Genomic DNA, 24,546 nt, shown 5'->3' with positions numbered 1-24,546 from the left:
GTTGGAGAGACCGCGCGGGTGGCGAAATTGGTAGACGCACCAGGTTTAGGTCCTGACGGTGGCAACACCGTGCCGGTTCGAGTCCGGCTCCGCGCACCACTAACACATCGCCTGATCCAGGCGAACTCCTTGAAAGCCTGTCCTTGTCATTGAGGACAGGCTTTTTTCTTGCATTTTCGCCAACGCCCTCTGTGCGGCATGGAGCAGCAAGATGGATGCAGCGCTGGCCTGCGCATGCCGGACGGCTGCAAGCCATCTGCTGCCCCCCTTGGGTGGGTTCACAGCTTCCTCGGTGCGCTCGAACTTCCTGCGCCTGCCTGCTGCATGCCTGATGTGTGGCGATGGAGCAGGGGCGCAACCCAGCTGCGGGCGCGGCCAGTCGGCCAGCGGTTTGCACTTTTTTACCGGCCCCGCGTGGCGGCCTGGGCGCTGCGCAGTAGTGGGTACAAGCCCTGATAAGCGGGTGTCCGGGGTGGGGACAGGGTTCGACCGTTCCCGGCTGGATATAATGTTGGATTGAATGCGCGACCGTCAGCGTCGATTCGCCCCGGGTGAATCGGCGTGAACACCAGCTAAGTATTTGAATTTTCTGGTGTGCTGAGTCCGGCTTTGCGCACCATTCTTCATGTGAGACTTTGCGGAATACGGTGCAGGCTGTACTGCAGCCGGCACGGTCCACATCTTTCCCCGAGATTTAGGAACAACCATGGCCGTTACTGTTGAAACCCTTGAGAAGCTCGAGCGCAAGATCACGCTGAGCGTGCCGCTCGCCGCAATCCAGTCCGAAGTCGAGACCCGTCTGAAGAAGGTTGCTCGCACCGTGAAGATGGACGGCTTCCGTCCCGGCAAGGTGCCCATGAACGTGGTGGCCCAGCGTTATGGCTACTCCGTACAGTACGAAGTGCTGAACGACAAGGTCGGCGAAGCTTTCGCCAAGGCCGTCGATGAAGCCGGTCTGCGCGTGGCCGGCCAGCCCCGCATTTCCGAAAAGGAAGGCGCTGCCGAAGGCGAAGCCCAGTTCGACGCCATCTTCGAAGTGTTCCCCGAAGTGAAGCTGGGCGACCTGGCTGCCGCTTCCGTGGACAAGCTGACCGCCGAAGTGGATGACGTCGCCATCGACAAGACCGTGGACATCCTGCGCAAGCAACGCCGCACCTTCGCCCAGCGCCCCGCTGCCGAAGCCGCTGTGGACGGCGACCGCGTGACCGTGGACTTCGAAGGCAAGATCGACGGCGAAACCTTTGCCGGCGGCAAGGCTGAAGACTTCCAGTTCCTGGTCGGCGAAGGCCAGATGCTCAAGGAATTCGAAGACGCCGTGCGCGGCATGAAGGCTGGCGAGTCCAAGACTTTCCCCCTGGCTTTCCCTGAGGACTACCACGGCAAGGACGTGGCCGGCAAGACCGCCGACTTCCTGGTGACCGTCAAGAAGATCGAAGCCGCCAACCTGCCCGAAGTGAACGAAACCTTCGTGAAGTCCCTGGGCATTGCCGACGGTACCGTCGAAGGCCTGCGCGCCGACATCAAGAAGAACCTGGAACGCGAAGTGAAGTTCCGCGTGCTGGCCCGCAACAAGCAAGCCGCCATGGACGCTCTGGTCTCTGTGGCCGAGCTGGAACTGCCCAAGGCTTCCGTGCAGGCCGAAGTCGGCCGTCTGCTGCAAGGCGCCCGCGCCGAACTGCAACAACGCGGCATCAAGGACGCTGAAAAGGCGGAAATCCCTGAAGACGTGTTCCTGCCCCAAGCCGAGCGCCGCGTGCGCCTGGGTCTGGTGGTGGCCGAGCTGGTCAAGTCCAACAAGCTGGAAGCCACGCCCGAGCAGCTGAAGGCCCATGTGGACGAGCTGGCTGCTTCCTACGAGAAGCCCGAAGACGTCGTGCGCTGGTATTTCGGCGACCGCCAACGTCTGGCCGAAGTGGAAGCCGTCGTGATCGAGAATAATGTGACCGAGTTCGTGCTGAGCAAGGCCAAGGTGAGCGACAAGGCTGTGTCGTTTGAAGAGCTGATGGGTCAGGCCTGAGCGGTCTTGACCTGACGGAGGGCGGGCCACAGGTGCAACGCCCCCATTAGGCTTTACACACCGGGGCTTGTGCTTTGCGGCACAAGCCCCATTTCATTTCTTGGCTAGGCTACATTGCTGAAATTGACAGGAGAACCTATGAGCGCATTGGATATTCAGGGTCTGGGCATGGTCCCCATGGTGATCGAGCAGTCCGGACGCGGCGAGCGGTCTTACGACATCTATTCGCGCCTGCTGAAGGAGCGCGTGATTTTCTTGGTGGGCCCGGTCAACGACCAGACGGCCAACCTGGTGGTGGCGCAGCTGCTGTTCCTGGAAAGCGAGAACCCTGACAAGGACATCTCCTTCTACATCAACTCGCCCGGCGGCTCGGTCAGCGCCGGCATGGCCATCTTCGACACGATGAACTTCATCAAGCCCGATGTGTCCACGCTGTGCACCGGCATGGCAGCCAGCATGGGTGCATTCCTGCTGGCGGCAGGGGCTAAGGGTAAGCGTTATGCTTTGCCCAACTCCAAGGTGATGATCCACCAGCCGCTGGGCGGCATGCAGGGTCAGGCGACGGAGATCGAGATCCACGCCCGTGAGATCCTCAAGACCCGCGAACAGCTGAACAACATCCTGGCCGAGCGCACCGGCCAGCCGCTGGAAAAGATCCAGCGCGACACCGAACGCGACTATTTCCTGAGCGCTGCCGAAGCCAAGGACTACGGTCTGGTGGACCAGGTGATTGAAAAACGCGCCTGAACCGGCGAAAAACGGGTGACGGCGCTATCCCCCACGGGGAGCGCCGTTTTTCCTGTTGGTATCATCCTTTTTCCCATATTTGTAACAAGGCACTGCCCCCATGGCCGAGAAAAAAGGCACTTCCAGCGAGAAAAACCTCTACTGCACCTTCTGCGGCAAAAGCCAGCACGAGGTGAAGAAGCTGATTGCTGGGCCGTCCGTCTTCATCTGCGACGAGTGCATCGACCTGTGCAACGAAATCATCCGTGACGAGTTGCCGGGCAATACCGCCCGCGAGGCGCGCGGTGATCTGCCCACGCCGGCAGAAATCAAGGCCAACCTGGACAACTACGTGATTGGCCAGGAGCAGGCCAAGCGCACACTGGCCGTGGCGGTCTACAACCACTACAAGCGCCTGCGCCACAAGGACAAGGCGGGCAAGGATGAGGTGGAGCTGTCCAAGAGCAATATCTTGCTGGTCGGCCCCACAGGCTCGGGCAAGACGCTGCTGGCCCAGACCCTGGCGCGCCAGCTGGACGTGCCCTTCGTCATGGCCGATGCCACCACGCTGACCGAAGCGGGTTACGTGGGCGAGGACGTGGAAAACATCGTCCAGAAGCTGCTGCAAAGCTGCAACTACGAAATCGAGCGTGCCCAGCGTGGCATCGTCTACATCGACGAAATCGACAAGATCTCGCGCAAGTCCGACAACCCCAGCATCACGCGCGACGTGTCGGGTGAGGGCGTGCAGCAGGCGTTGCTGAAGCTGATCGAAGGCACCATGGCCAGCGTGCCCCCGCAAGGCGGCCGCAAGCACCCCAACCAGGATTTCCTGCAGATCGACACGACCAACATCCTGTTCATCTGCGGCGGTGCATTTGCCGGCCTGGAAAAGGTCATCGAAAACCGCACCGAAGCATCGGGTATCGGCTTTGGCGCCGCGGTCAAGAGCAAGAAGCAGCGTTCGCTGTCCGAAGTGTTCCAGGAGATCGAGCCCGAGGATCTGATCAAGTTCGGCCTGATCCCCGAACTGGTGGGCCGCATGCCCGTGATGACGGCCCTGGCCGAGCTGAGCGAAGACGCGCTGGTGGAAATCCTGACCGAGCCCAAGAACGCCCTGGTCAAGCAGTACAGCAAGCTGCTGGGCATGGAAGGCGTGGAGCTGGAAATCCGTCCTGGCGCACTCAAGGCCATCGCCCGCAAGGCACTGGTGCGCAAGACCGGCGCCCGTGGTCTGCGTTCCATCCTTGAACAGGCGCTGATCGGCACCATGTTCGAGTTGCCGAATATGGACAACGTGGCCAAGGTGGTGGTGGAAGAAGCCACCATCGACGACGGCAAGGCACCTTTGCTGGTGTTTCGCGAAGCCGCCAAGACCGCCTGAGCGGGCAACCGCATGACGGCAGGGGCTGTGCGCATCTAGCGCCGGCCCGTCTGCAATTGCTGCACAAGCCGTGCAGCCTGGGGCACACTGGTGGTGTCCGTGTAGCTGATATCTGCCGCAGGTGCTGCCTGCGGCATTACTGAGGAATCCCATGTCAGGAACAACTCCCGAGACCGATACACCGCTCGACCTGCCGCTGCTGCCGCTGCGGGACGTCGTGGTGTTTCCCCACATGGTCATTCCCTTGTTTGTGGGCCGCGCCAAGAGCATCAAGGCGCTGGAACTCGCCATGGAAGGCGACCGCCGCATCATGCTGGTGGCACAGAAGGCTGCATCGAAAGATGAGCCGTCGGTGGACGACATGTTCGAGGTGGGCTGCGTGTCCACCATCCTGCAGATGCTCAAGCTGCCCGACGGCACGGTGAAGGTGCTGGTGGAAGGCCAGCAGCGTGCGCTGGTGGTGGAAGTGACCGACCACGAAACGCATTTCACCAGCAAGCCCCGCCTGCTGGATGTGCAGGACGATGCCGTCCAGTCCAGCGAAGTGGAAGCCCTTCGCCGCGCTGTGACCCAGCAGTTCGACCAGTACGTCAAGCTCAACAAGAAGATTCCTTCGGAGATCCTGAGCTCGATTTCCGGCATCGACTCGCCGGGCCGTCTGGCCGACACCATTGCCGCACACCTGCCGCTGAAGCTGGAAAACAAGCAGCAGGTGCTGAACCTGTCGGACGTGAAAGAGCGTCTGGAAAACCTGTTCGAGCAGCTCGAGCGCGAAGTCGACATCCTGAATGTGGACAAGCGCATCCGCGGCCGCGTCAAGCGCCAGATGGAGAAGAACCAGCGCGACTTCTACCTGAACGAACAGGTCAAGGCCATCCAGAAGGAACTGGGCGAGGGCGAAGACGGCGCCGACCTGGAAGAGGTCGAAAAGAAGATCAAGCTGGCCAAGATGCCGGTGGCCGCGCGCAAGAAGGCCGAAGCCGAGCTGAAGAAGCTCAAGCTGATGTCCCCCATGTCGGCGGAAGCCACCGTGGTGCGCAACTACATCGACGTGCTGACCGGTTTGCCCTGGAGCAAGAAGACCAAGATCAAGCACGACCTGGCCAATGCCGAGGAAGTGCTGAACGCCGACCACTTCGGTCTGGAAAAGGTCAAGGACCGCATCGTGGAATACCTCGCGGTGCAGCAGCGCGTGGACAAGGTCAAGGCGCCCATCCTGTGCCTGGTCGGCCCTCCTGGCGTGGGCAAGACCTCGCTGGGCCAGTCGATCGCCAAGGCCACGGGCCGCAAATACGTGCGCATGGCCCTGGGCGGCATGCGTGACGAAGCCGAAATCCGCGGCCACCGTCGCACCTACATTGGTGCCATGCCGGGCAAGGTGCTGCAGAGCCTGGAGAAGGTGGGCACGCGCAATCCGCTGTTCCTGCTGGACGAGATCGACAAGCTGGGCATGGACTTTCGTGGCGACCCTTCCAGTGCGCTGCTGGAAGTGCTGGATCCCGAGCAGAACCACACCTTTGGCGACCACTACGTCGAGGTCGACTTCGACCTGTCGGACGTGATGTTCGTGGCCACCTCCAACTCGATGAACATTCCTTCGGCCTTGCTGGACCGCATGGAAGTGATCCGCCTGTCGGGTTACACCGAGGACGAGAAGACCAATATCGCCATCCGCTACCTGCTGCCCAAGCAGCTGACCAACAATGGCGTGCGCGAAGGCGAGCTGAAGGTGGAAGAGTCCGCCGTGCGCGACATCGTGCGCTACTACACCCGTGAAGCCGGCGTGCGTTCGCTGGAGCGCGAGCTGTCCAAGATCTGCCGCAAGGTGGTCAAGGGCATCCAGCTCAAGAAGCTCGAGCCCATGGTGGTGGTCACTGCCGACAACCTGCCGGACTACCTGGGCGTGCGCAAGTACACCTATGGCCGTGCCGAGCAGCAGAACCAGGTGGGCCAGGTCGTGGGTCTGGCATGGACCGAAGTGGGCGGCGATCTGCTGACCATCGAGGCCGTGGTGATGCCCGGCAAGGGCAACATCCTTCGCACCGGCTCGCTGGGCGATGTGATGAAGGAATCGGTTGAAGCCGCTCGCACCGTGGTGCGCAGCCGCGCCAGACTGCTGGGCATCAAGGACGAGCTGTTTGAAAAGCGCGACATCCACGTGCACGTGCCCGACGGTGCCACGCCCAAGGACGGCCCCAGCGCAGGTGCAGCCATGACCACGGCCTTTGTCTCGGCGCTGACCGGCATTCCTGTGCGCAGCGACGTGGCCATGACCGGTGAAATCACCCTGCGTGGTGAAGTCACTGCGATTGGCGGTCTGAAGGAAAAGCTGCTGGCGGCACTGCGTGGCGGCATCAAGACGGCGCTGATTCCGGAAGAGAACGTCAAGGACCTGCAGGAGATCCCGGACAACGTCAAGAGCGGTCTGGAAATCATCCCTGTCAAGTGGATTGACCAGGTGCTGAAGGTGGCGCTGGAGCGCATGCCCGAGCCCCTGACCGACGAAGAAGTGGCCGCCGCCGCGGCTGCCGCCGCAGCTGCGGCCGACAAGGCGGAAAAGGCAGCCGATCCCTCGGGCGCGGTGAAGCATTGAGTTTTTTGGCCGCATTTGAAAAATGCGGCCAAAAAATTACGCTACAATTCATCCCATCGCAGCGTTGCTTCGTTATAGAATGCAAGGCTTCGGCGGAAACGCGGGAATAGCTCAGTTGGTAGAGCGATACCTTGCCAAGGTATAGGTCGACGGTTCGAACCCGTTTTCCCGCTCCAGGTTTTCAGAACCTGTAGCAATACAGGTTCGCATCGGAAGGCGATAAGTCTTCCGAATGCGGGAATAGCTCAGTTGGTAGAGCGATACCTTGCCAAGGTATAGGTCGACGGTTCGAACCCGTTTTCCCGCTCCAGGTTGGACAAGGGTGTGCAAACATCCTGCGATGGCGCGATAGCAAAGCGGTTATGCCCCGGATTGCAAATCCGGTTAGACCAGTTCGACTCTGGTTCGCGCCTCCAAAAAATTTGCGGGAATAGCTCAGTTGGTAGAGCGATACCTTGCCAAGGTATAGGTCGACGGTTCGAACCCGTTTTCCCGCTCCAGGTCTTTGAAAAAGGGAAGCTCAGGCTTCCCTTTTTTCTATCTGCCCCAGACTTGGCAGAAGGGCAACAGCCGGTGCATGCTGCGGTATGCTTGGCCGCTGTCTGAACCAGACACACGACAGCCTGGCTGGCGTGGCCCCGATGGTGAAATTGGTAGACACATCGGACTTAAAATCCGCCGCCTTTAATCGGGCGTACCGGTTCGATTCCGGTTCGGGGCACCACCAAAACAAAAACCTGCCATGCACATGCATGGCAGGTTTTTTTGTGCCTGTATGGGACAGGCACGGGCATGCAATAGCGCTGGAGCTGCTTGTAGGCGCCTTGCCTCGCGCACCACGCGCCGCGCGGTCGTGCTCAGTGGACAGGCTGCCCTGTACGTTCCCGCTGCGTGCGATGGAGAGGGCGGCCTGCTTGTCCCCTCCGTGGCATGACACCGCCTGCGGCATGCGTCATAGTGCGGCTTTTGCACACAACAGGCCACGCCATGCACTACCGTCGACTGGGAAAAAGCAATCTGCAAGTCTCCAACCTGTGCCTGGGCGCCATGATGTTCGGCGACCAGACCGGGGCGCAGGAGGCGGGGGAGATCGTCGCCCATGCCAAGGCGGCCGGCGTCAACTTCATCGACACCGCCGATGTCTACACCAAGGGCGCCAGCGAACGCATGCTGGCGCCGCTGCTGGCCGGTCAGCGCCACGACTGGGTGCTGGCCAGCAAGCTGGGCAACAAGATGGGCGATGCGCCCAACCAGGGCCACTACTCGCGCAAATGGATGGTGCAGGAGGTCGAATCCAGCCTGCAGCGCCTGCAGACCGACCACCTGGACATCCTCTACCTGCACCGCGACTACAACGGCATGGACCTGGAAGAGCCGCTGCGCGCGCTGGACGACCTGGTGCGTGCCGGCAAACTGCGCTACTGGGGGGTATCCAACTTCCGCGCCTGGCGCATCGGCGAACTGGTGCACGGCGCGCGCAGCCTGAACATGGCCGGCCCGGTGGTCTGCCAGCCGTACTACAACCTGCTCAACCGCATGCCCGAGGCAGAAATCCTGCCCGCCTGCGAATTCCATGGCCTGGGCGTGGTGCCCTACAGCCCGGTGGCGCGCGGGGTGCTGACCGGCAAATACCTGCCCGGTCAGGCCCCCGATGCCGGCAGCCGTGCGGGTCGGGGCGACAAGCGCATCACGGAGACGGAATTCCGCACCGAATCGCTGGAGATCGCCCAGCGCCTGAAGGCCCATGCCGAGTCGCGTGGCGTCACCCTGGCGCAATGGGCCACCGCCTGGGTGCTGCGCCACCGGGCCGTGAGCGCGGTGATTGCCGGCCCGCGCACGCTGGCCCAGTGGACGGACTATCTGCCGGCCGTCGAGCTGGACATCAGCCCGGAAGAAGAGCGCATGGTGGACGATCTGGTGGCGCCAGGCCACCCGTCCACGCCGGGCTACACCGACCCGGCCTACCCGCTGCTGCCGCGCCGCTGAGGGCCGGGCAGTACGATGGGGGAGGGCGCTGCAGCGCCTTGCCCCAAAAAATAAGCCCGCGCAGGGCGGGCTCAAGGTGCAACAACGCGGAATTCCAGCTTGCTTGTTATTTGGATTTCGGTGCGTCCAGCTTGATCTTGTTCAGAAACAGCATGGTGAAGTACACCGCCATGATGAGCACAATGAAAATCACGGAAATGCTCATCAGGCCGTAGTCGGTGGAGAACAGGTCAATCAGCATCTTCATGGAAAAAAGCCTTTCTACATCAATGGGATGGCGGGACTATCGCCTGCACTGCCGCTGACCGGTTTGTGCCATGTCAAAGGCCCGAGATGGCGGGTTTGTGCCAGCGCAAACCGCCCGCAAACCGCCCGCAAAGCGCTCGCATGGCGCGGCCCAGCCGCCTGTCGGGCATGTCTGCGCTGCCTGCATGGCGGCCTTGCGCACGGCAAAAGCTGATATTGCGGACGCGCCGGGCGTCGGGCAGGGTGCACAGCCCTCACAATGTCGCTGTTCCCATCTTTTGAATGCTTTCCCATGAGCGTAGTGATTGACGTCGCCACCGCCACCCACAGCGTGCAGCTGGCCGTGGCCCCCGTGTTCCTGCTGACGGCGGTGGCCGGCATGATCGGCGCCGTGGCCGGGCGGCTGGCGCGCATCATTGACCGCGCACGCGTGGTGGAAGACCGGGTGCGTGCCAGCCAGGATGCGCTGTTCATCCAGCGCGGCCTGACCGAACTGCAGTACCTGCGCCGGCGCGGGCGCATCTCCAACGTCAGCATCGGCTTGTTGACGCTGTGCGGTTTCCTGATCGGCCTGACCATCATCTTTCTGTTCATGGGCCAGGCCTGGGGCGTGGAAGAGCAGCTGTTTGCCGTGATCAGCTTCCTGCTGGGGATCGGTACTTTCCTGGCCGCGCTGGCCGGGTTCATGTGGGAGACGGTGCTGGCCACCCAGCTGCTGGACTTTCACGTGCTGGAAATGAAGCGTGATGTGGCCGAGCAGATCCCGCCGGAAAAGTCCTGAAAGGCGCTGACAAGCCCTGAACAGCCCGGACGCAGAGTGCTGCCGGTGTGAGCCTGCGGCGCGTTGCCGCACCTTGAAGCTCCGCGGGCCCCTGCCATCAGCGGTGGATCTCACCGAGGTGCACAGCGGCCATGGCGGCACCACAGGCTGTACCACGGGCCGCCTACAGAACCGAATGCAGGGCCGCCAGCGCAGCGCGGTCTATTCGTCCGCCGCCGGCAGCGGGTCCAGCCAGTTGCGTGCAGCGGCAATCACGCACTGGGTCAGCCGCTCCAGCCCGGCCTGGGCGTTGCGGGCATGGGCCCAGTACAGGTCCACCACCATGTCGGTGTCTGGGCGCAGCTCCACCAGCGTGCCGGCATCCAGATCGCGCTGGATCAGCACCGTGGGGTGCATGCCCCAGCCCACGCTGGCTTCGCAGGCGCGCACAAAGGCATGGGCCGACGGCAGCCAGTGGCGCGGCGGGGCCGTGCGCGAAGCCAGGCCCTGCTGCTGCAGCCATTTGTCCTGCATGCCGTCCTTGCGGTCGTAGGTCAGCACCGGGGCGGTGGCCATGGCCTCCTTGCTCACGCCGTCGGCAAAGTAGCGCGCCACAAATTCGGGGCTTGCGGCCGCCACATAGCGCATGCGGCCCAGCGGCCAGGTGTTGCAGCCTGTGATGTGGCTGGACGAGGCCGTGACCGCCGCCATCACATCGCCTTCCTTGATGCGCTTGGCCGTGTGGTCCTGGTCGTCGATGCTGATGTCCAGCAGCTCGTTGCCGGTGCCGGTGAAGCCGGACATGGCGTCGATGAACCAACTGTTGAGCGAATCGGCATTCACCGCCAGCTTCAGCGTGGGACGGGCCACCTGGCCTTCGGGCACCAGTTCGGGGTTGTGGCGGCGCAGCTCGTTTTCCAGCAGCGCCACCTGTTCCACATGCAGCACCAGGCGGCGGCCGGCATCGGTGCCGGTGCAGGGCTGGCCGCGCAGCACCAGCACCTGGCCCACGCGCTCTTCGAGCTGCTTGACGCGCTGCGAAATCGCGGAGGGGGTGACATGCAGTTTGCGCGCCGCGCGGTCAAAGCTGCCTTCACGCAGCACGGCGGCCAGGGCTTCGAGTCCAGCGTAGTCGAGCATTTAGAAAAATTGAAGATCGTTCAGATAGTTTAATTTTACTAATTTAATTACGCCTTGGACAATCAGGGCCATGGCGCACAGCACTCTCTACACACCTTTTCTGGCTGCATGGCTGGCAGGCTTCACGGTCTGCCTGTCCCTCATCGTCTCCATCGGCGCACAAAACCTCTATGTGCTGCGCCAGGCGGTGCACAGCCAGCATGTGCGCGCCTGCGTGGCCTGGTGTGTGGTCAGCGATGCGCTGCTGATCGGTCTGGGCGTGGCCGGCATGGCCCGCCTGCTGGCCGAACGTCCGGACTGGGCCTACTGGCTGGGCCTGGGGGGTGTGCTGTTCATGCTTGCCTACGGCCTGTTTGCCCTGTGGCGCATGGTGTTTGCCCAGCACAGCGTGCAGCCGGGCGAAGGGCAAGGTGGGCGCAGCCTGTGGCGTGTGGTGGGCACGCTGGCCGTGATCACCCTGTTCAACCCCCATGTCTATCTGGACACGGTGCTGCTGGTGGGCTCCATCGGGGCGCGCCAGGAAGGCGACCTGAAATGGGTGTTCGTGGCCGGTGCCGCCAGCGCCAGTGCGCTGTGGTTTGCCGGCCTGTCGGCAGCAGGCCGGCGCCTGAAACACTGGTTTGCCCAGCCGCTGGCCTGGCGCATTTTGGATGGCCTGACCGGCGCCATGATGCTGTCGCTGGCCTGGTGGGTGTGGCAGGGGCTGGATCGCAGCCTGGCCTGAGCCTGACGCACACCCCGCAAAAAAGGCGCCCCAGCATCGCTGGTGCGCCTTTTGGGTGGGCGGGAAGGTCGCTCCGGCGGGGATCAGTCCAGCCGGGCCAGCACTTCCAGCAGGCCCCATTGGTTGGCCATGATCTGGTAGTAGGCCTCCTGGCCGGTCTTGCCGCTCTTGCCCTGGATGTAGACCAGATAGCCGGACGACTTGGGCTGGGAGATCGGGAAGATCTTGTCGTAGCCGAACTTCTCGGCAATGTCGCCGCGGAAGTTGATGTGGTGCTTGCCCAGATCGTCGCCATGCCTTTTGGCAAACACTTCCAGGGTCTTGGGGTGGGTGACTTCGTTCTGGCCATCCTTGATGGCTTTGTCCAGGGAAGGGGTGGCGGGAGCTTCTTGGCTCATGGACGTGCAGGTGCTGGTTGAAAAATGCCGGTGACACAGGTGCGCAACCGGTTCATGCGCACAGAAAAGCAACATCATGCCCGCAGATGCCGTCAGGCGAAACCCGAATTTCCACCTGCTGACAACGGGCTTGATCTGCACCAGAGCTGTGCTGTATCCCACATTACAGCGGGCTTTGCGGTCCCGCGCCATGGGGCGCCCCATTCGCGTGGGTTGGCGGCGACAGCCGGCGGCAGCCCATTGCCATACGCTATGTAAACGTGTAGATGCATAAAAAAGGCGCCGACCAGCGGCGCCTTGGAAGCGGTTCAGCGTGGCCGCTGCGTTCAGAACGCGGGCACCACGGCGCCCTTGTACTTGTCCTGGATGAACTTCTTCACTTCCGGGGAGTGCAGGGCCTTGATCAGCTTGGCGATGTTGGGATCGTTGGCGCGGTCCGCACGGGCGGCCACGATGTTGGTGTAGGGCGAATCCGCACCTTCGATGAACAGCGCATCCTTGGTGGGGTTGAGCTTGGCTTCGATGGCGTAGTTGGTGTTGATCAGGGCCAGGTCCACATCGGCCAGGGCACGGGGCAGCAAAGGCGCTTCCAGTTCCTTGAACTTCAGCTTCTTGGGGTTCTTGACCACGTCCAGCGCGGTCGAGGTCAGGCTCTTGGGGTCCTTGAGCTCGATCAGGCCTTGCTTGGCCAGCAGCAGCAGGGCACGGCCACCGTTGGAAGGATCGTTGGGAATGGCCACGGTGGCGCCATTCTTCAGGTCCTTGATGTTCTTGATCTTGGTGGAGTAGGCACCAAAGGGCTCGACGTGGATCTTGCCATTGGGCACTTGCACCAGCGAGCTCTTGCGGTCCTTGTTGTAGCTGTCCAGATAGGGCTGGTGCTGGAAGAAGTTGGCATCCAGCTGCTTGTCTTCCACGGCGGCATTGGGCTGCACGTAGTCGCTGAACTCCTTGACCTCCAGATCCAGGCCCTGGGCCTTGAGCTGGGGCTTCACGAAATTCAGGATCTCGGCGTGGGGCACGGCGGTGGCGGCAACCTTGAGCACGTCGGCAGCATGGGCGGACAGGGCCAGAGCGGCAATGGCCACGGCGGTAAGCGTCTTCTTCAGCATGGTGGTGTGAATTCCTTGGCAAAGGTGAAAATCAGCAGGGGTTTCCAGCGTCTGCGCCCAGGGCATGCGACGCTGGCTGAGGGCAAGTCTAGTGCAGACCAGGAGCGGCTGGACAGCAGAATTTCAAATCTGGTTATAAAAAACGTGGTTTTTATGCAAATTAAAAGGAAGGCCTGTTATGCAGCCTGAAGACCTGCAGGCACTGGTGCAGCTGCGCATGCCTTTTGGCAAGCACAAGGACATGCTGCTGGCCGATCTGCCCGGCAATTACCTGGCCTGGTTTGCGCGCGAAGGCTTTCCAGCCGGGCGCCTGGGCCAGCTGCTGGCGCTGATGCATGAGCTGGACCACAACAACCTGCGCGGCCTGCTCGATCCGCTGCGCACGGCGCCGCGCGCATCGGCACGCCGCGTGTGATCGTGCGGCCCCGTTGCCCGGGGCGGCACCGCACGGCCCAATGTCGCCCACCATGCACAACGCCCCGTAGCGTCAGCCAACGGGGCGTTGTGCATGGGGCCTCCAGCCTGCACGGCTGAAGAACGGCTTCTGAGAAGCGGCTTACTTGGCAGCAGCGTGGGCAGCGGCGGCCTTGGCCTTGGCGTCGTCCAGCTGCTTTTGCAGTGCAGCGGCTTCGGCGTCGGCGGCCTTGGCGTCGGCAGCTGCCTTGGCCTTGGCTTCGGCATCCTTGTCGGCCGACGGGCCGCTCATGGCACCGGCAATGGCGCTTCCGGCCATGGTGCCGGCCACGGCGCCCACGGCGGCACCCGCCATGGTGCCCATCATGCCGGAGCCGGCACGGGCCGGTGCGGCAGCAGCGGCAGGTGCTGCGGCGGTGGCGGCCGCAGGCGTGGCGGGCTTGGCCGGAGCCGAGGCAATGGAGGCGGGACGCACGGTCTTGCCACCGCCCATGCGCTTGGCCTGGGCCAGCGAAGGCACGGTCAGCGATGCGATTGCCAGGGCAATCACGGAGGCAGTGGCACGGTACGAAGTCTTCACAGAATGTATCCAATCATGGTTGTCATACAGGGCGGACAGGCCCGCCAGGCCGCAACGCCATGGCGGCGCCGACCTGGTATGTATGTAGGGGTGGAGGAGGAGATTCCAAGCGATCCTCCGTGCAACCGTTGGCAACGAACGGGGGAGGACGCCAGGGCAGCCGCTGGTTGTGTGACGTTATGGGGCTGCAGCGGCTATTGTAGGAACTCTGGCGGCCTTGCGGCGCCCCACCGGGGTGAATACAGGGATAAACCGGGGGCGTGCCGTGCGCGGACCGGGCGGACATGTGCCGCTGCGCTTGCCGCAGCACACAACAAAAACGCGTCGGAAGGCCTGCGGAGAATGTGCTGAATGCTCTTGAAAAGAGAGCGTCTGGTCGAGTGCAGAGGTTGCCGGACCCGCCGATGTCCGTGGCACGCAAGTTGCAAGTGCAGGGTGTGCCCGGCATGGCGCGCAGGACGCGCCACGGCCACCGGGTTCCGGTTCATTTCCCCTTTCCGAAGAACACTGCCATGCGCTCTCCCCGCCATCTCCTCACCCCCCTGGCTGTTGCCCTGGGCTGCGCCAGCGCGCTGGCCACGGCCCATGCGGCCGATCCGATGAAGGTCGGTTTCCTCTACATCGGCCCCGCCAGCGGCGCCGGCTGGTCCTATGCCCACGAGCTGGCGCGCCAGGAGGTGCAGAAAAAATTCGGCAACAAGATCGAAACCATCTTTGTCGAGAACGTGGCCGAGAACGATGCCGAGCGCGTGACCCGTGACCTGGCCGCCCAGGGTGCCAAGGTGATCTTTGGCGGTGCCTTCGGTTTCATGAACGGCATGGAACGCGTGTCCCGCGACTTTCCCAAGGTGGCTTTCGAACACGCCACGGGCTACAAGACCGGCCCGAATCTGGGCATCTATGACATCCGCACCTACGAGGGCGCCTGCTTGAACGGCACGATTGCCGGCCACCTGTCCAAGACCCAGACCATCGGGGTGGTCGCACCGCATCCGATCCCGGAGATCGTACGCAACATCAATGCCTTCACCCTGTGTGCCCAGGAGGTGAACCCCAAGATCCAGACCCGCATCCTGTGGGTCAACACCTGGTACGACCCGCCCAAGGAAGCCGAAGCCGCCAAGACCCTGCTGAACCAGGGCGTGGACGTGCTGATGCAGAACACCGACTCGGCAGCCCCCTTGCAGGTGGCCAAGGAAGCCGGCAAGGTGGGCTTCGGCTGGGACACCGACATGGCCCAGTGGGGCGGCGATGCCCAGATGGCCGCCGCCCGCCTGGACTGGAGCATCTACTACAGCAAGGTGGTGGCCGATGTGATGGCTGGCACCTGGAAACCCGGCAACGTCTGGATCGGCATGCAGGACGGCGCCATCCACTACGACCATTTCAGCAAGAACCTGCCCGCCAAGGTGCGTGCTGCGGTGGAGCAGCGCGGCAAGGACATTGTCTTGGGCAAGCGCCCGGTGTTCCACGGTCCGCTGCGCGACCAGGCCGGCAAGGAACGCAGCAAGGCCGGTGACATGCCCGATGCCGACAAGCTGAAGATGAACTTTCTGGTGCAGGGCGTGATTGGCGCCATGCCGCAGTAAGCATGGTGGCACCGCTGCCGGGGAACGCTGCGGCCTCCCGGGCAGCGGTGCATACGCTGCCATGGATGACGATGAACATGAGTATGTCGAACACAGACCTGTTGACCCCCTACACCGCCCGCTGGTACACGGCCGCCGAAGCGCGCGCGCTGCCGCCGGCGGGACCGACTTTTTCCGGCACCTACACCGTGGCGCTGCACGGCGGCAGCGCGCTGGAGTTGCCGCTGCGCGTGCTGCCTGGCGGTGACAAGGCGATTGCGCTGCTGATGAGCAACCAGACTCCGTTCGCGGTGGAAGACGCGCTGGCCCCGCTGGTGACGGCCGCCGCCGCCAGCCTGCAGCCCGAGGTGATTGCTGCCGTGCCCACCATGGGCCTGGACTACGCCCGCCTGGTGGCGCGCGGCCTGGGGCTGGCTGACTACGTGGCCCTGGGCCACTCGCGCAAGTTCTGGTACGACGAGGCGCTGAGCGAAGCCGCCACCTCGTCCACCAGCACGCAGGGCAAGCGTGTCTATCTGGACCTGGCCCTGGTGGCGAGGGTGCGCGGCAAGCGCGTGGTACTGGTGGACGATGTCATCAACACCGGCGTCAGCGCGCTGTCGGCCGTGCGCCTGCTGGAGCGCGCAGGCGCCGAGGTGGTGGGCCTGACCGTGCTGCTGAGCGAAGGCCATGCCTGGCGTGCGGTGGTCAATGAACTGGGCGCAGGCTGGGACCAGCGCGTGCGGGCGGTGGGCCACATTCCCATGTTCGAAGCCGCAGGCGACGGGCGCTGGCAGCCGATGGCCGGCACGCTGTAGCCATCGTCCGGGCAGCCCGGGCGGGTCCTCGGTTGGTGCAAGCGCCGGGGGGCCGCGGCCGTCGCCATCTTGTGGTACCCACCATGCACCACGGCGGACCCGTCAGGGTGTCCGTGGTGTCAGACGGTATAGCGCTATGGCGCTATGGCCATGCAGGATGCCGCGGCACCGTGTGGACGGCGCAGGCTGCCGTGTGCCGTGGTGCGCGCAGCAGGGCTGCTTACTGCAGCACTTCCAGCAGGCGGTCCAGACCGCCCTGGTTGATGCAGACCTTGGCCTCCGCGCGCACGCGGGGCTTGGCGTGGTAGGCCACGGACAGACCGGCCGCCTGCATCATCGGAATGTCGTTGCTGCCATCGCCCACGGCAATGCACTGGGCAGCGTCGATGCCCAGCAGGCTGGCCACCTCCAGCAGCGTGCGGCGCTTTTCGGCGCCGTCGCAGATATCGCCCCAGGGCTGGTCCACCAGGCCGCCGGTCAGCACGCCGTGGTCCATCTCCAGCACATTGGCGCGCACAAAGTCGATCTGCAGCAGGTTGCGCACATGCTCGGCAAAGTAGGTGAAGCCGCCGGAGACCAGCAACACCTTCAGGCCGGCGTTCTGCGCGGCCTTGACCAGGGTGTGCGCACCGGGCGACAGCTGCAGGCGCTCGGCCAGCACGCGGGCCATGTCGGCCTGGGTGACCCCGGCGAGCTTGCCCACGCGCTGGCGCAGGCTGTCCTTGAAGTCGGCGATCTCGCCGCGCATCGTGGCTTCGGTGATGGCGGCCACCTCGGCCTTCTTGCCCGTGGCGTCGGCGATCTCGTCGATGCACTCGATGGTGATCAGCGTGGAATCCATGTCGAACGCGATCAGCTTGTAGGCGCTGAGCTTCTGGGGGGCGGTGATGTTCTGGATTGTCAGGCCGGGGGCAAATTCGGTGGCAACGCTCATGGCAACTCAAGTCGAGGGGGTAGAAAGAGGAGCAGGCCGCGCCGGGCGTGGCTGCGCAGGCCGCATTATCCCCGTACGCCAGGGAATCTGCGGTGTCACGGCGTATCCGGCGTTGCCACTGCGGGCAGTGCTCACTGCGGCACCAGGCCCGCAGCCTTCACCAGCTCGGCATGCAGCAGAAGGTCCTGGTGGACGGTCTGCTTCAGCTGCTCCGGCGTGCCGGGCGCCACTTCCATGCCGCTGCCCCCCAGCTTGGCCGCCACCTCGCCCTGCAGCACCTTGTGCACGGCGCGGTTGAGCTGGGCAATCACCGGCTGCGGCGTCTTGGCCGGGGCAAACAGGCCCACCCAGGCCGACAGGTTCAGGTTGGCAAAGCCGCTCTCGGCCATGGTCGGCGTGCCGGCCAGCACCTTGCTGCGCTGCGGGCCCATCAGCCCCAGGGCGTGCAGCTTGCCGGACTGGATGTGGGGCAGGGCCTCGGGCAGCACCGCAAACAGCATGTCCACATTGCCGGCCAGCGTGTCGTTGATCGCCGGTGCGCCGCCCTTGTAGGGCACGTGCAGCATGTCGGCATGGGTGCGGGTGCTGAACATCAGCGCTGCCAGATGCTGGGGGCTGCCGTCGCCCGAGCTGGCATAGGTCAGCTTGCCGGGCGCGGCCTTGGCGGCGGCCACCACGGCGGCGACGCTGGGAAACTTCTGCCTGTCCTTGACCACCAGCACCATGGGCTGGTTGACCAGCTGGGCCACCGGGGCGAAGTCGGTCTCAGGGTCATAGGGCAGGGATTTGAAGATGCTCTTGTTGGTGGTCAGAAACGAGGCCGGCGAGACCATCAGCTGGTAGCCGTCGGCCGGCGCGCGCGCCACCTGGGGCGTGCCGATCTGGCCGGAGGCCCCGGGCTTGTTCTCGACGATGAACGGCTGGCCCAGCTCTGCCGCCAGCTTCTGGCCGACCACGCGGGCAATCATGTCCGCGCTGCCGCCGGCGGGCAGGGCCACCATCACCTTGACGGGGCGCTCGGGGTAGCTGCCCTGGGCCAGGGCGGCAGGGCTGCCGGCGCCCCACACGGCGGCGCTGCAGGCCAGCAGACAGAGCAGGCGCGGGGCATGAACCTGGGAATGTTCCAGGGAATGGCGCGAGAGATGGCGGAGATGCAGTACAGACATGAAACCCCTTGCTCGGATGGACGCTGCACAGGCCGGGACCTGCAAAGCGGTGGAGTGGCGGTGGTGCCGCGGCGTCACGGTGGAATGGCGCAATCGCCGTGGCCTGCTGCAACCAAGCAATTTCAATGCCGTGCCCCGCGCCGCAAAAGAGGGGAAAGCCGGAGGAGGGCGCCAGAGCAAAGAGGCCGGCCGCCGGTTGCGCACAGCGCCGGCGGGTGGGCGGGAGGTTCAGTGACCGCGTGCGTGGCGGACGCTGGCAGGCCGGCTCAGGTGGAGCGGTCGTGCTTCTCGGCCACCTGCTCGTAGAGGTACAGGCGGTCGGACCAGGTGGCCAGCCAGTCCGGGCGGTAGGCCACGCAGACCGAGCAGATCATGCCGGTGACCACGGCGTCGCCCCAGGCCATCAGCCAGTGGGCGATGTGGGACAGATCCTCGTTGACCCCCGGCAGCGGCTGGCCGGCGGCGCTCGCCAGCACGCTGGCCGCAAACAGGCTGAAGACGGTGCCCATGAAGCAGCGCCCGAACAGGTAGACAAACACCTTGGTGCCCAGCCACTGGCGCAGCAGCACGCCCCAGAGCATGCCCAGCGTGGCCGGCAGCATGCCGTGCCAGACGATGAGGCGCAGCGCCTCGTGCCCGGCCAGCCCGGGCGACAGCAGGCAGGCGATCACCCCCACCAGGGCCAGCGTGGGCATGGCCAGGGGCCAGCCCAGGGTCAGCACCACCAGGCAGGCGCCGGACCATTGCAGCTGCAGCGGCATCTTGTGCAGCGTGGGCATGGCCCACAGCCAGGGCAGGATCACCAGCGTGGCCAGTAGCGGCGTCCACAGCGGCGAAGCGATGCGCGGCACGTCCTGGGGCGTGGCATAGCGCCCCGGCAGCGTGCGGTCGATCAGCAGGCGCCAGGGGCGCATGGACAGCGCCACCCCCAGTGCCACCAGGGCAAAGGCCGCTTCCAGCAGGGCTTGCAGCATGGGGGACTACCTCCTGCGAGCAGTATGAGCCGCTTCAGGCCGTGGCGGGTGTTTCCGCGCGCAACGGTTGTCCCAGACTTTTCAGCACATCGCGCACCATCTGGGCGCGGGCCTTGGGATCCTCCAGCGCGCGTTCGATGCGCAGCTTGTCGTTGCCCGCCAGCTTGATGTGCTTGTTCTTCTGGATCAGGTGGATGATCTGCATCGGATCGATGGGCGGGTTCGGCTTGAAGGTGATGCTGATCACACCCGGCGCGGCATCGACCTTGAGCACGCCATAGGGCTCGGAGAGCACGCGCAGGCGGTGGGTGTCGATCAGCGTCTGCGCCTGGGACGGCAGCTTGCCGAAGCGGTCCACGATCTCTTCCAGCAGGTTGTCGATCTGGTCGCTGGTCTTGGCCGTGGCCAGCTTCTTGTAGAACGACAGGCGCAGGTGCACATCGCCGCAGTAGTCATTGGGCAGCAGCGCCGGTGCGTGCAGATTGATGTCGGTGGAGGCCGACAGCGGGGACAGCAGGTCGGGCTCCTTGCCGTTCTTCAGGCTGCGCACGGCTTCGGCCAGCATCTCGTTGTAGAGCTGGAAGCCGATCTCCATCATGTTGCCGCTCTGGTTCTCGCCCAGCACCTCGCCGGCGCCGCGGATTTCCAGATCGTGCATCGCCAGGTAGAAGCCGCTGCCCAGCTCCTCCATCTGCTGGATGGCATCCAACCGCTGCTCGGCCTGCTTGGTCAGGCTCTCGATGTCCGGCACCATCAGATAGGCATAGGCCTGGTGGTGGCTGCGGCCCACGCGCCCGCGCAACTGGTGCAGCTGGGCCAGGCCGAACTTGTCGGCGCGGCTGATGACGATGGTGTTGGCCGTGGGCACGTCGATGCCGGTCTCGATGATGGTCGAGCACAGCAGGATGTTGTAGCGCTGGGCCACGAAGTCGCGCATCACGCGCTCCAGCTCGCGTTCGGGCATCTGGCCGTGGGCCACGGCAATGCGCGCCTCGGGCAGGATTTCCTCCAGCTTCTGGCGGCGGTTCTCGATGGTCTCCACCTCGTTGTGCAGAAAGTACACCTGGCCGCCGCGCTTCAATTCGCGCAGCACCGCCTCGCGGATCACGCCGTTGCTCTCGGAGCGCACAAAGGTCTTGATGGCCAGCCGGCGTTGCGGGGCGGTGGCAATCACCGACAGATCGCGCAGTCCCTCCAGCGCCATGCCCATGGTGCGCGGAATGGGGGTGGCGGTCAGGGTCAGCACATCCACTTCGGCGCGCAAGGCTTTCATGGCCTCCTTGTGGCGCACGCCGAAGCGGTGCTCCTCGTCGATGATCAGCAGGCCCAGGTTCCGGAACTTGGTCTTTTCGGACAGCAGCTTGTGCGTGCCCACCACGATGTCCACGGATCCGTCCTCGATGCCCTTGAGCGCGGCATTGATCTCCTTGGTGGAACGAAAGCGGCTCATCTCCGCCACCTTCACCGGCCATTTGGAGAAGCGGTCCACCAGCGTCTGGTAGTGCTGCTCGGCCAGCAGCGTGGTGGGGGCCAGGAAGGCCACCTGCTTGCCGCCCATGGCCGCCACAAAGGCCGCGCGCAGGGCAACCTCGGTCTTGCCGAAACCCACATCGCCGCAGACCAGACGGTCCATGGGCTGGGGGCTGATCATGTCGTGTACCACGGCGTGGATGGCGGCCTTCTGGTCGGCCGTCTCCTCAAAGCCGAAGTCCTGGGCGAACTGCTCGTAGTCGTGGGCGCTGTAGCGGAAGGCGTGGCCCTGGCGCGCGGCGCGGCGGGCGTAGATGTTCAGCAGCTCGGCCGCGGCGTCGCGCACCTGCTCGGCGGCCTTGCGCTTGGCTTTTTCCCATTGGCCGCTGCCCAGGCTGTGCAGCGGCGCGGATTCGGGCGTCACGCCGGTATAGCGGCTGATCTGGTGCAACTGGCTGACGGGCACGTACAGCACCGCATCCTTGGCGTATTCCAAGTGCAGAAACTCCTGCAGCGCGGGCGAGCCGTCGGGGTTCTTCTGGCCCACGTCCATGTTGACCAGGCCGTGGTAGCGGCCGATGCCGTGCTGGGCGTGGACCACCGGGTCGCCCACCTTCAGCTCGGACAGGTCCTTGATCAGCGCATCGACATCGCTGACCTGTTCCTGCTTCTTGCGCCGGCGCGTGCCGCCGGTGGTCTCGAACAGCTCCGTCTCGGTGACGAAATCGATGCCTTCCTCTGTCCAGGCAAAGCCCTGGGCCAGATTGGAGGTGGCAATGCCCAGCGGTTCGCTGTCGTCGGCCTGGAATTCAGCCAGCGAATCGAAGGCCGGCGGGCTGACGTTGGACGCCCGCAGAAAGTCCAGCAGGCTTTCGCGCCGGCCGTCGCTTTCGGCCAGCACCAGCACGCGGCGTGCCGCCTGGGCGATATGGGCCTGCAGCCGGGCCAGCGGCTCCTCGGCGCCGCGCACCACGGCCAGCGGCGGCAATTGCTGGAAGATGGCGCTGTCGGCCACATCCTCCACCCCCGGGCGCAAGGCCAGCTGCGGGTAGGGCTTGGCGGTGGTGTAGAACTGGTCGGCCGTCAGGAACAGTGTTTCGGGCGGCAGGGCGGGGCGCTCGGGGTCGCCCTGCACCAGGCGGAAGCGTTCCTTGGTGTCGGTCCAGAAGCGCTGGAACGCCGGCTCCAGATCGCCGTGCAGCACCAGCGTGGCCTCTTCGCCCAGGTAGTCGAAGACGGTGGCCGTGGCATCAAAGAACAGCGGCAGGTAGTACTCGATGCCCGCCGTCGCCACACCATTGCCCATGTCCTTGTAGACGCGGCTGCGCGTGGGATCGCCCTCCAGCAGTTCGCGCCAGCGCGAGCGGAACTTGGCGCGCGCATCCTCGTCCATGGGGAACTCGCGGCCGGGCAACAGGCGCACCTCGGGCACGGGGTAGAGGCTGCGCTGGCTGTCGGGGTCGAAAGTGCGGATGGAGTCGATCTCGTCGTCGAACAGATCCACCCGGTAGGGCACGGGCGAGCCCATGGGGAACAGATCGATCAGGCCGCCGCGCACCGCATATTCGCCGTGGCTCACCACCTGCGAGACATGCTGGTAGCCGGCCAGCGTCAGCTGGGCCTTGAGCTTGGCCTCGTCCAGCTTCTGGCCCTGCTTGAAGTGGAAGGTGTAGCCAGCCAGAAAGGACGGAGGTGCCAGCCGGTACAGGGCGGTGGTGGCCGGCACCAGCACCACGTCGGCGCCGGTCTCGTGCTCGCGGCTGCGGATGCGCCACAGCGTGGCAAGGCGCTCGCTGATCAGATCCTGGTGCGGCGAAAACGTGTCGTAGGGCAGGGTTTCCCAGTCCGGGAACAAGGCGCAGCGCAGTTCGGGGGCAAAAAAGGCCAGCTCGTCGATCAGCCGCTGGGCATCGCCCGCATCGGCCGTGACGATGGCCGTGATGCGGCCCGCCGCCCGCTCGCGCTGCGCCAGACGCGACAGCAGCAGCGCATCGGCGCTGCCCGTGGGGCGGGGGAGGGTGAAACGGTGACCGGAGCGGAGGGTGGGCAGCTGCATGGGAGAGGAGGTGGCGGTTCGGTGGAGCCCATGGGCGTGGCCTTTTGCCGCCAGGATGTCTGCGAAGGGGAAATCCCGATTCTAGAATGCCTGCCATGACCGACTTGCTTGCTCCTTCCCCAGTCCCCCATCCGCCCCAGGGCCGTTTCTGGGGGCTGGTGCCGTGCGCAGGGGTGGGACTGCGGGCGATTGCGCCGGGCAGCCCCACGCCGGAGCTGCCCAAACAGTACCAGCTGGTGGCTGGCCAGCCCATGGTGCTGCACACGCTGGCCGCATTTGCCGGCACCGCCGGGCTGGCGGGCACCTTGGTGGCGGTGGCGCCCGGCGACCAGTTCCTGGCCGACCACCCGGTGACCGGCTGCTTTGTCGTGCCCTGCGGCGGCCCCAGCCGGGCCGATACCGTGCTGGGCGGGCTGAAGGCGCTGCTGGCGCAGGGCGCGGCACAGCATGACTGGGTGCTGGTGCACGATGCGGCGCGCTGCCTGATCACGCCGCAGCAGATCCGCAACCTGATCGACGCCTGCGTGGACGATGCCGTGGGCGGCCTGCTGGCCCACAAGCTGCCCGACACGCTGAAAACCGCCGTCACCGGCCCGACCGGCGTGCGCGTGGCGGCCACGGTGGACCGCAGCGACAAATGGCTGGCGCAGACGCCGCAGATGTTCCGCATCGGCCCGCTGCTGGATGCGATTTCCCGCGCCGGGGGGGCGGTGACCGACGAGGCCAGCGCGATGGAGGCCATGGGCCTGCGCCCCAGGCTGGTGCCCGGTGGGGCGCAGAATTTCAAGGTGACCTACCCGGACGACTTTGCGCTGGCTGCGGCCGTGCTGTCGCAGCGCGGCCGGGCCACCACGGCGGAGCGTTTCCAGGGGCGCCGCAACCCGCCGTCCGCCAGCGGCAACCCGTTTTTCTGATGTCAACCCTATGGGCAGGTCGCGCCTGAAGCACCTGCGGAGCAAGCTATGAATTTTCGTATTGGAGAAGGCTGGGACACCCATGCCCTGGTGCCGGGCCGCAAGCTCATCATCGGCGGGGTGGAGATTCCCCACGTGACCGGTCTGCTGGGCCACTCGGACGCCGACGTGCTGCTGCACGCCATCACCGACGCCCTGCTGGGTGGTGCATCGCTGGGCGACATCGGCCGGCATTTCCCGGACACCGACCCCGAGTTCCGGGGCGCCAACTCGGTGGTGCTGCTGACCGAGGCCGCTCGCCGCGTGCGGGAAAAAGGCTGGGAGATCGGCAATGTGGACAGCACCGTCGTGGCCCAGGCTCCCAAGCTGGCGCCGCACATTCCGGCCATGCGCGAGCGCATTGCCCAGGCCCTGGGGGTGACGCTGGACCAGGTGAACGTCAAGGCCAAGACGGCCGAAAAGCTGGGCCCGGTGGGCCAGCTGCAGTCCATGGAGGCGCGCGCCGCGGCGCTGCTGTTCCGCAAGGACTGAGCGCCAGCCCCGGCCGGCCCTGGCGGCCTGGCCAT

At 64.9% G+C, this 24,546-nt stretch carries 21 protein-coding genes and 6 tRNA genes; 18 read left to right on the top strand and 9 right to left on the bottom strand.

Annotation, left to right across the window (positions count from 1 at the left end; translation table 11 throughout):
• Window positions 1-12 precede the first annotated feature (12 nt).
• From B3349_RS01025 to B3349_RS00975, 11 genes are all read left to right on the top strand, one after another.
• Window positions 13-99: transfer RNA gene (locus tag B3349_RS01025), tRNA-Leu, on the top strand.
• Window positions 100-706: 607 nt separating this feature from the next.
• A complete protein-coding gene (gene tig / locus B3349_RS01020; protein WP_066533741.1) occupies window positions 707-2,017 on the top strand; it encodes a trigger factor in 1,311 nt (436 codons plus the stop codon).
• A gap of 138 nt (window positions 2,018-2,155) precedes the next feature.
• On the top strand, window positions 2,156-2,764 hold the full coding sequence (clpP, locus tag B3349_RS01015) for an ATP-dependent Clp endopeptidase proteolytic subunit ClpP (protein ID WP_066533739.1): 609 nt from the start codon (window positions 2,156-2,158) through the stop codon (window positions 2,762-2,764).
• Window positions 2,765-2,864: 100 nt separating this feature from the next.
• Complete coding sequence (clpX, locus tag B3349_RS01010) at window positions 2,865-4,127, top strand: ATP-dependent Clp protease ATP-binding subunit ClpX (RefSeq protein WP_291585634.1); 1,263 nt, start codon at window positions 2,865-2,867, stop codon at window positions 4,125-4,127.
• A gap of 151 nt (window positions 4,128-4,278) precedes the next feature.
• Window positions 4,279-6,720: an endopeptidase La gene (gene lon, locus B3349_RS01005; protein ID WP_066533734.1), complete on the top strand. Its 2,442-nt coding sequence runs from the start codon at window positions 4,279-4,281 to the stop codon at window positions 6,718-6,720.
• Between the two features lie 100 nt (window positions 6,721-6,820).
• Window positions 6,821-6,896, top strand: a tRNA-Gly gene (locus tag B3349_RS01000).
• Between the two features lie 58 nt (window positions 6,897-6,954).
• Window positions 6,955-7,030 (top strand) — tRNA-Gly (locus tag B3349_RS00995).
• A gap of 32 nt (window positions 7,031-7,062) precedes the next feature.
• Window positions 7,063-7,136 (top strand) — tRNA-Cys (locus B3349_RS00990).
• 8 nt (window positions 7,137-7,144) lie between these two features.
• Window positions 7,145-7,220 (top strand) — tRNA-Gly (locus tag B3349_RS00985).
• A gap of 135 nt (window positions 7,221-7,355) precedes the next feature.
• Window positions 7,356-7,444 (top strand) — tRNA-Leu (locus B3349_RS00980).
• A gap of 263 nt (window positions 7,445-7,707) precedes the next feature.
• Window positions 7,708-8,706 carry an aldo/keto reductase gene (locus B3349_RS00975; protein WP_291585625.1) on the top strand — a complete coding sequence of 333 codons (999 nt, stop codon included), beginning with the start codon at window positions 7,708-7,710 and terminating at the stop codon, window positions 8,704-8,706.
• A 106-nt stretch (window positions 8,707-8,812) separates the two neighbouring features.
• On the opposite strand, the gene B3349_RS00970 is transcribed toward B3349_RS00975, so the two are convergent.
• Window positions 8,813-8,953, bottom strand: a complete 141-nt coding sequence (locus B3349_RS00970) for a DUF3149 domain-containing protein (RefSeq protein WP_172591783.1) — start codon at window positions 8,951-8,953, stop codon at window positions 8,813-8,815.
• A 291-nt stretch (window positions 8,954-9,244) separates the two neighbouring features.
• Here B3349_RS00970 and B3349_RS00965 point away from each other — a divergent pair, with 291 nt between their 5' ends.
• Window positions 9,245-9,733, top strand: coding sequence for a DUF2721 domain-containing protein (locus tag B3349_RS00965; RefSeq protein WP_280014029.1), 489 nt, complete (start codon window positions 9,245-9,247; stop codon window positions 9,731-9,733).
• 201 nt (window positions 9,734-9,934) lie between these two features.
• Here B3349_RS00965 and argP read toward each other — a convergent pair whose 3' ends face one another.
• On the bottom strand, window positions 9,935-10,852 hold the full coding sequence (gene argP / locus B3349_RS00960) for an HTH-type transcriptional regulator ArgP (protein WP_291585621.1): 918 nt from the start codon (window positions 10,850-10,852) through the stop codon (window positions 9,935-9,937).
• Between the two features lie 70 nt (window positions 10,853-10,922).
• Between argP and B3349_RS00955 the strand changes: the two genes are divergently transcribed.
• Window positions 10,923-11,576, top strand: coding sequence for a LysE/ArgO family amino acid transporter (locus tag B3349_RS00955; protein WP_291585620.1), 654 nt, complete (start codon window positions 10,923-10,925; stop codon window positions 11,574-11,576).
• Between the two features lie 83 nt (window positions 11,577-11,659).
• On the opposite strand, the gene B3349_RS00950 is transcribed toward B3349_RS00955, so the two are convergent.
• Window positions 11,660-11,974, bottom strand: a complete 315-nt coding sequence (locus tag B3349_RS00950) for a hypothetical protein (protein WP_291585618.1) — start codon at window positions 11,972-11,974, stop codon at window positions 11,660-11,662.
• Window positions 11,975-12,300: 326 nt separating this feature from the next.
• A complete protein-coding gene (locus B3349_RS00945; protein ID WP_066533720.1) occupies window positions 12,301-13,086 on the bottom strand; it encodes a MetQ/NlpA family ABC transporter substrate-binding protein in 786 nt (261 codons plus the stop codon).
• 178 nt (window positions 13,087-13,264) lie between these two features.
• Here B3349_RS00945 and B3349_RS00940 point away from each other — a divergent pair, with 178 nt between their 5' ends.
• Window positions 13,265-13,501 carry a DUF3820 family protein gene (locus B3349_RS00940; protein WP_280014025.1) on the top strand — a complete coding sequence of 79 codons (237 nt, stop codon included), beginning with the start codon at window positions 13,265-13,267 and terminating at the stop codon, window positions 13,499-13,501.
• A gap of 141 nt (window positions 13,502-13,642) precedes the next feature.
• Here B3349_RS00940 and B3349_RS00935 read toward each other — a convergent pair whose 3' ends face one another.
• On the bottom strand, window positions 13,643-14,080 hold the full coding sequence (locus tag B3349_RS00935) for an ABC transporter substrate-binding protein (protein ID WP_291585613.1): 438 nt from the start codon (window positions 14,078-14,080) through the stop codon (window positions 13,643-13,645).
• Window positions 14,081-14,592: 512 nt separating this feature from the next.
• On the opposite strand from B3349_RS00935, the gene B3349_RS00930 reads away from it, so the two are divergent.
• Window positions 14,593-15,669, top strand: a complete 1,077-nt coding sequence (locus tag B3349_RS00930) for a BMP family ABC transporter substrate-binding protein (protein ID WP_291585611.1) — start codon at window positions 14,593-14,595, stop codon at window positions 15,667-15,669.
• An 83-nt stretch (window positions 15,670-15,752) separates the two neighbouring features.
• Window positions 15,753-16,466 (top strand): phosphoribosyltransferase, encoded by a 714-nt coding sequence (locus B3349_RS00925; protein WP_291585610.1) that lies wholly within the window; start codon window positions 15,753-15,755, stop codon window positions 16,464-16,466.
• Window positions 16,467-16,686: 220 nt separating this feature from the next.
• Here B3349_RS00925 and serB read toward each other — a convergent pair whose 3' ends face one another.
• From serB to mfd, 4 genes are all read right to left on the bottom strand, one after another.
• A complete protein-coding gene (serB, locus tag B3349_RS00920) occupies window positions 16,687-17,400 on the bottom strand; it encodes a phosphoserine phosphatase SerB (protein WP_291585608.1) in 714 nt (237 codons plus the stop codon).
• Between the two features lie 131 nt (window positions 17,401-17,531).
• Entirely contained in the window at window positions 17,532-18,566 is a 1,035-nt protein-coding gene (locus B3349_RS00915) for a Bug family tripartite tricarboxylate transporter substrate binding protein (RefSeq protein WP_291585606.1), read from the bottom strand.
• Between the two features lie 266 nt (window positions 18,567-18,832).
• Window positions 18,833-19,540, bottom strand: coding sequence for a hypothetical protein (locus B3349_RS00910; protein ID WP_291585604.1), 708 nt, complete (start codon window positions 19,538-19,540; stop codon window positions 18,833-18,835).
• A gap of 34 nt (window positions 19,541-19,574) precedes the next feature.
• The gene (gene mfd / locus B3349_RS00905) at window positions 19,575-23,066 is read right to left on the bottom strand and encodes a transcription-repair coupling factor (RefSeq protein ID WP_291585602.1); all 3,492 of its coding nucleotides are present in this window, start codon (window positions 23,064-23,066) and stop codon (window positions 19,575-19,577) included.
• 95 nt (window positions 23,067-23,161) lie between these two features.
• Between mfd and B3349_RS00900 the strand changes: the two genes are divergently transcribed.
• Both B3349_RS00900 and ispF read left to right on the top strand, forming a co-directional pair.
• Window positions 23,162-23,980, top strand: coding sequence for an IspD/TarI family cytidylyltransferase (locus tag B3349_RS00900; RefSeq protein WP_291585600.1), 819 nt, complete (start codon window positions 23,162-23,164; stop codon window positions 23,978-23,980).
• A 48-nt stretch (window positions 23,981-24,028) separates the two neighbouring features.
• Window positions 24,029-24,511, top strand: coding sequence for a 2-C-methyl-D-erythritol 2,4-cyclodiphosphate synthase (ispF, locus tag B3349_RS00895; protein ID WP_066533708.1), 483 nt, complete (start codon window positions 24,029-24,031; stop codon window positions 24,509-24,511).
• Window positions 24,512-24,546 lie beyond the last annotated feature (35 nt).

This window comes from Comamonas sp. UBA7528 (assembly GCF_002479375.1).
Taxonomy (GTDB): Bacteria; Pseudomonadota; Gammaproteobacteria; order Burkholderiales; family Burkholderiaceae_C; genus Comamonas.
Note: the sequence above shows the minus strand (reverse complement) of the source record. Positions and strands in the feature narration are given on the sequence as shown.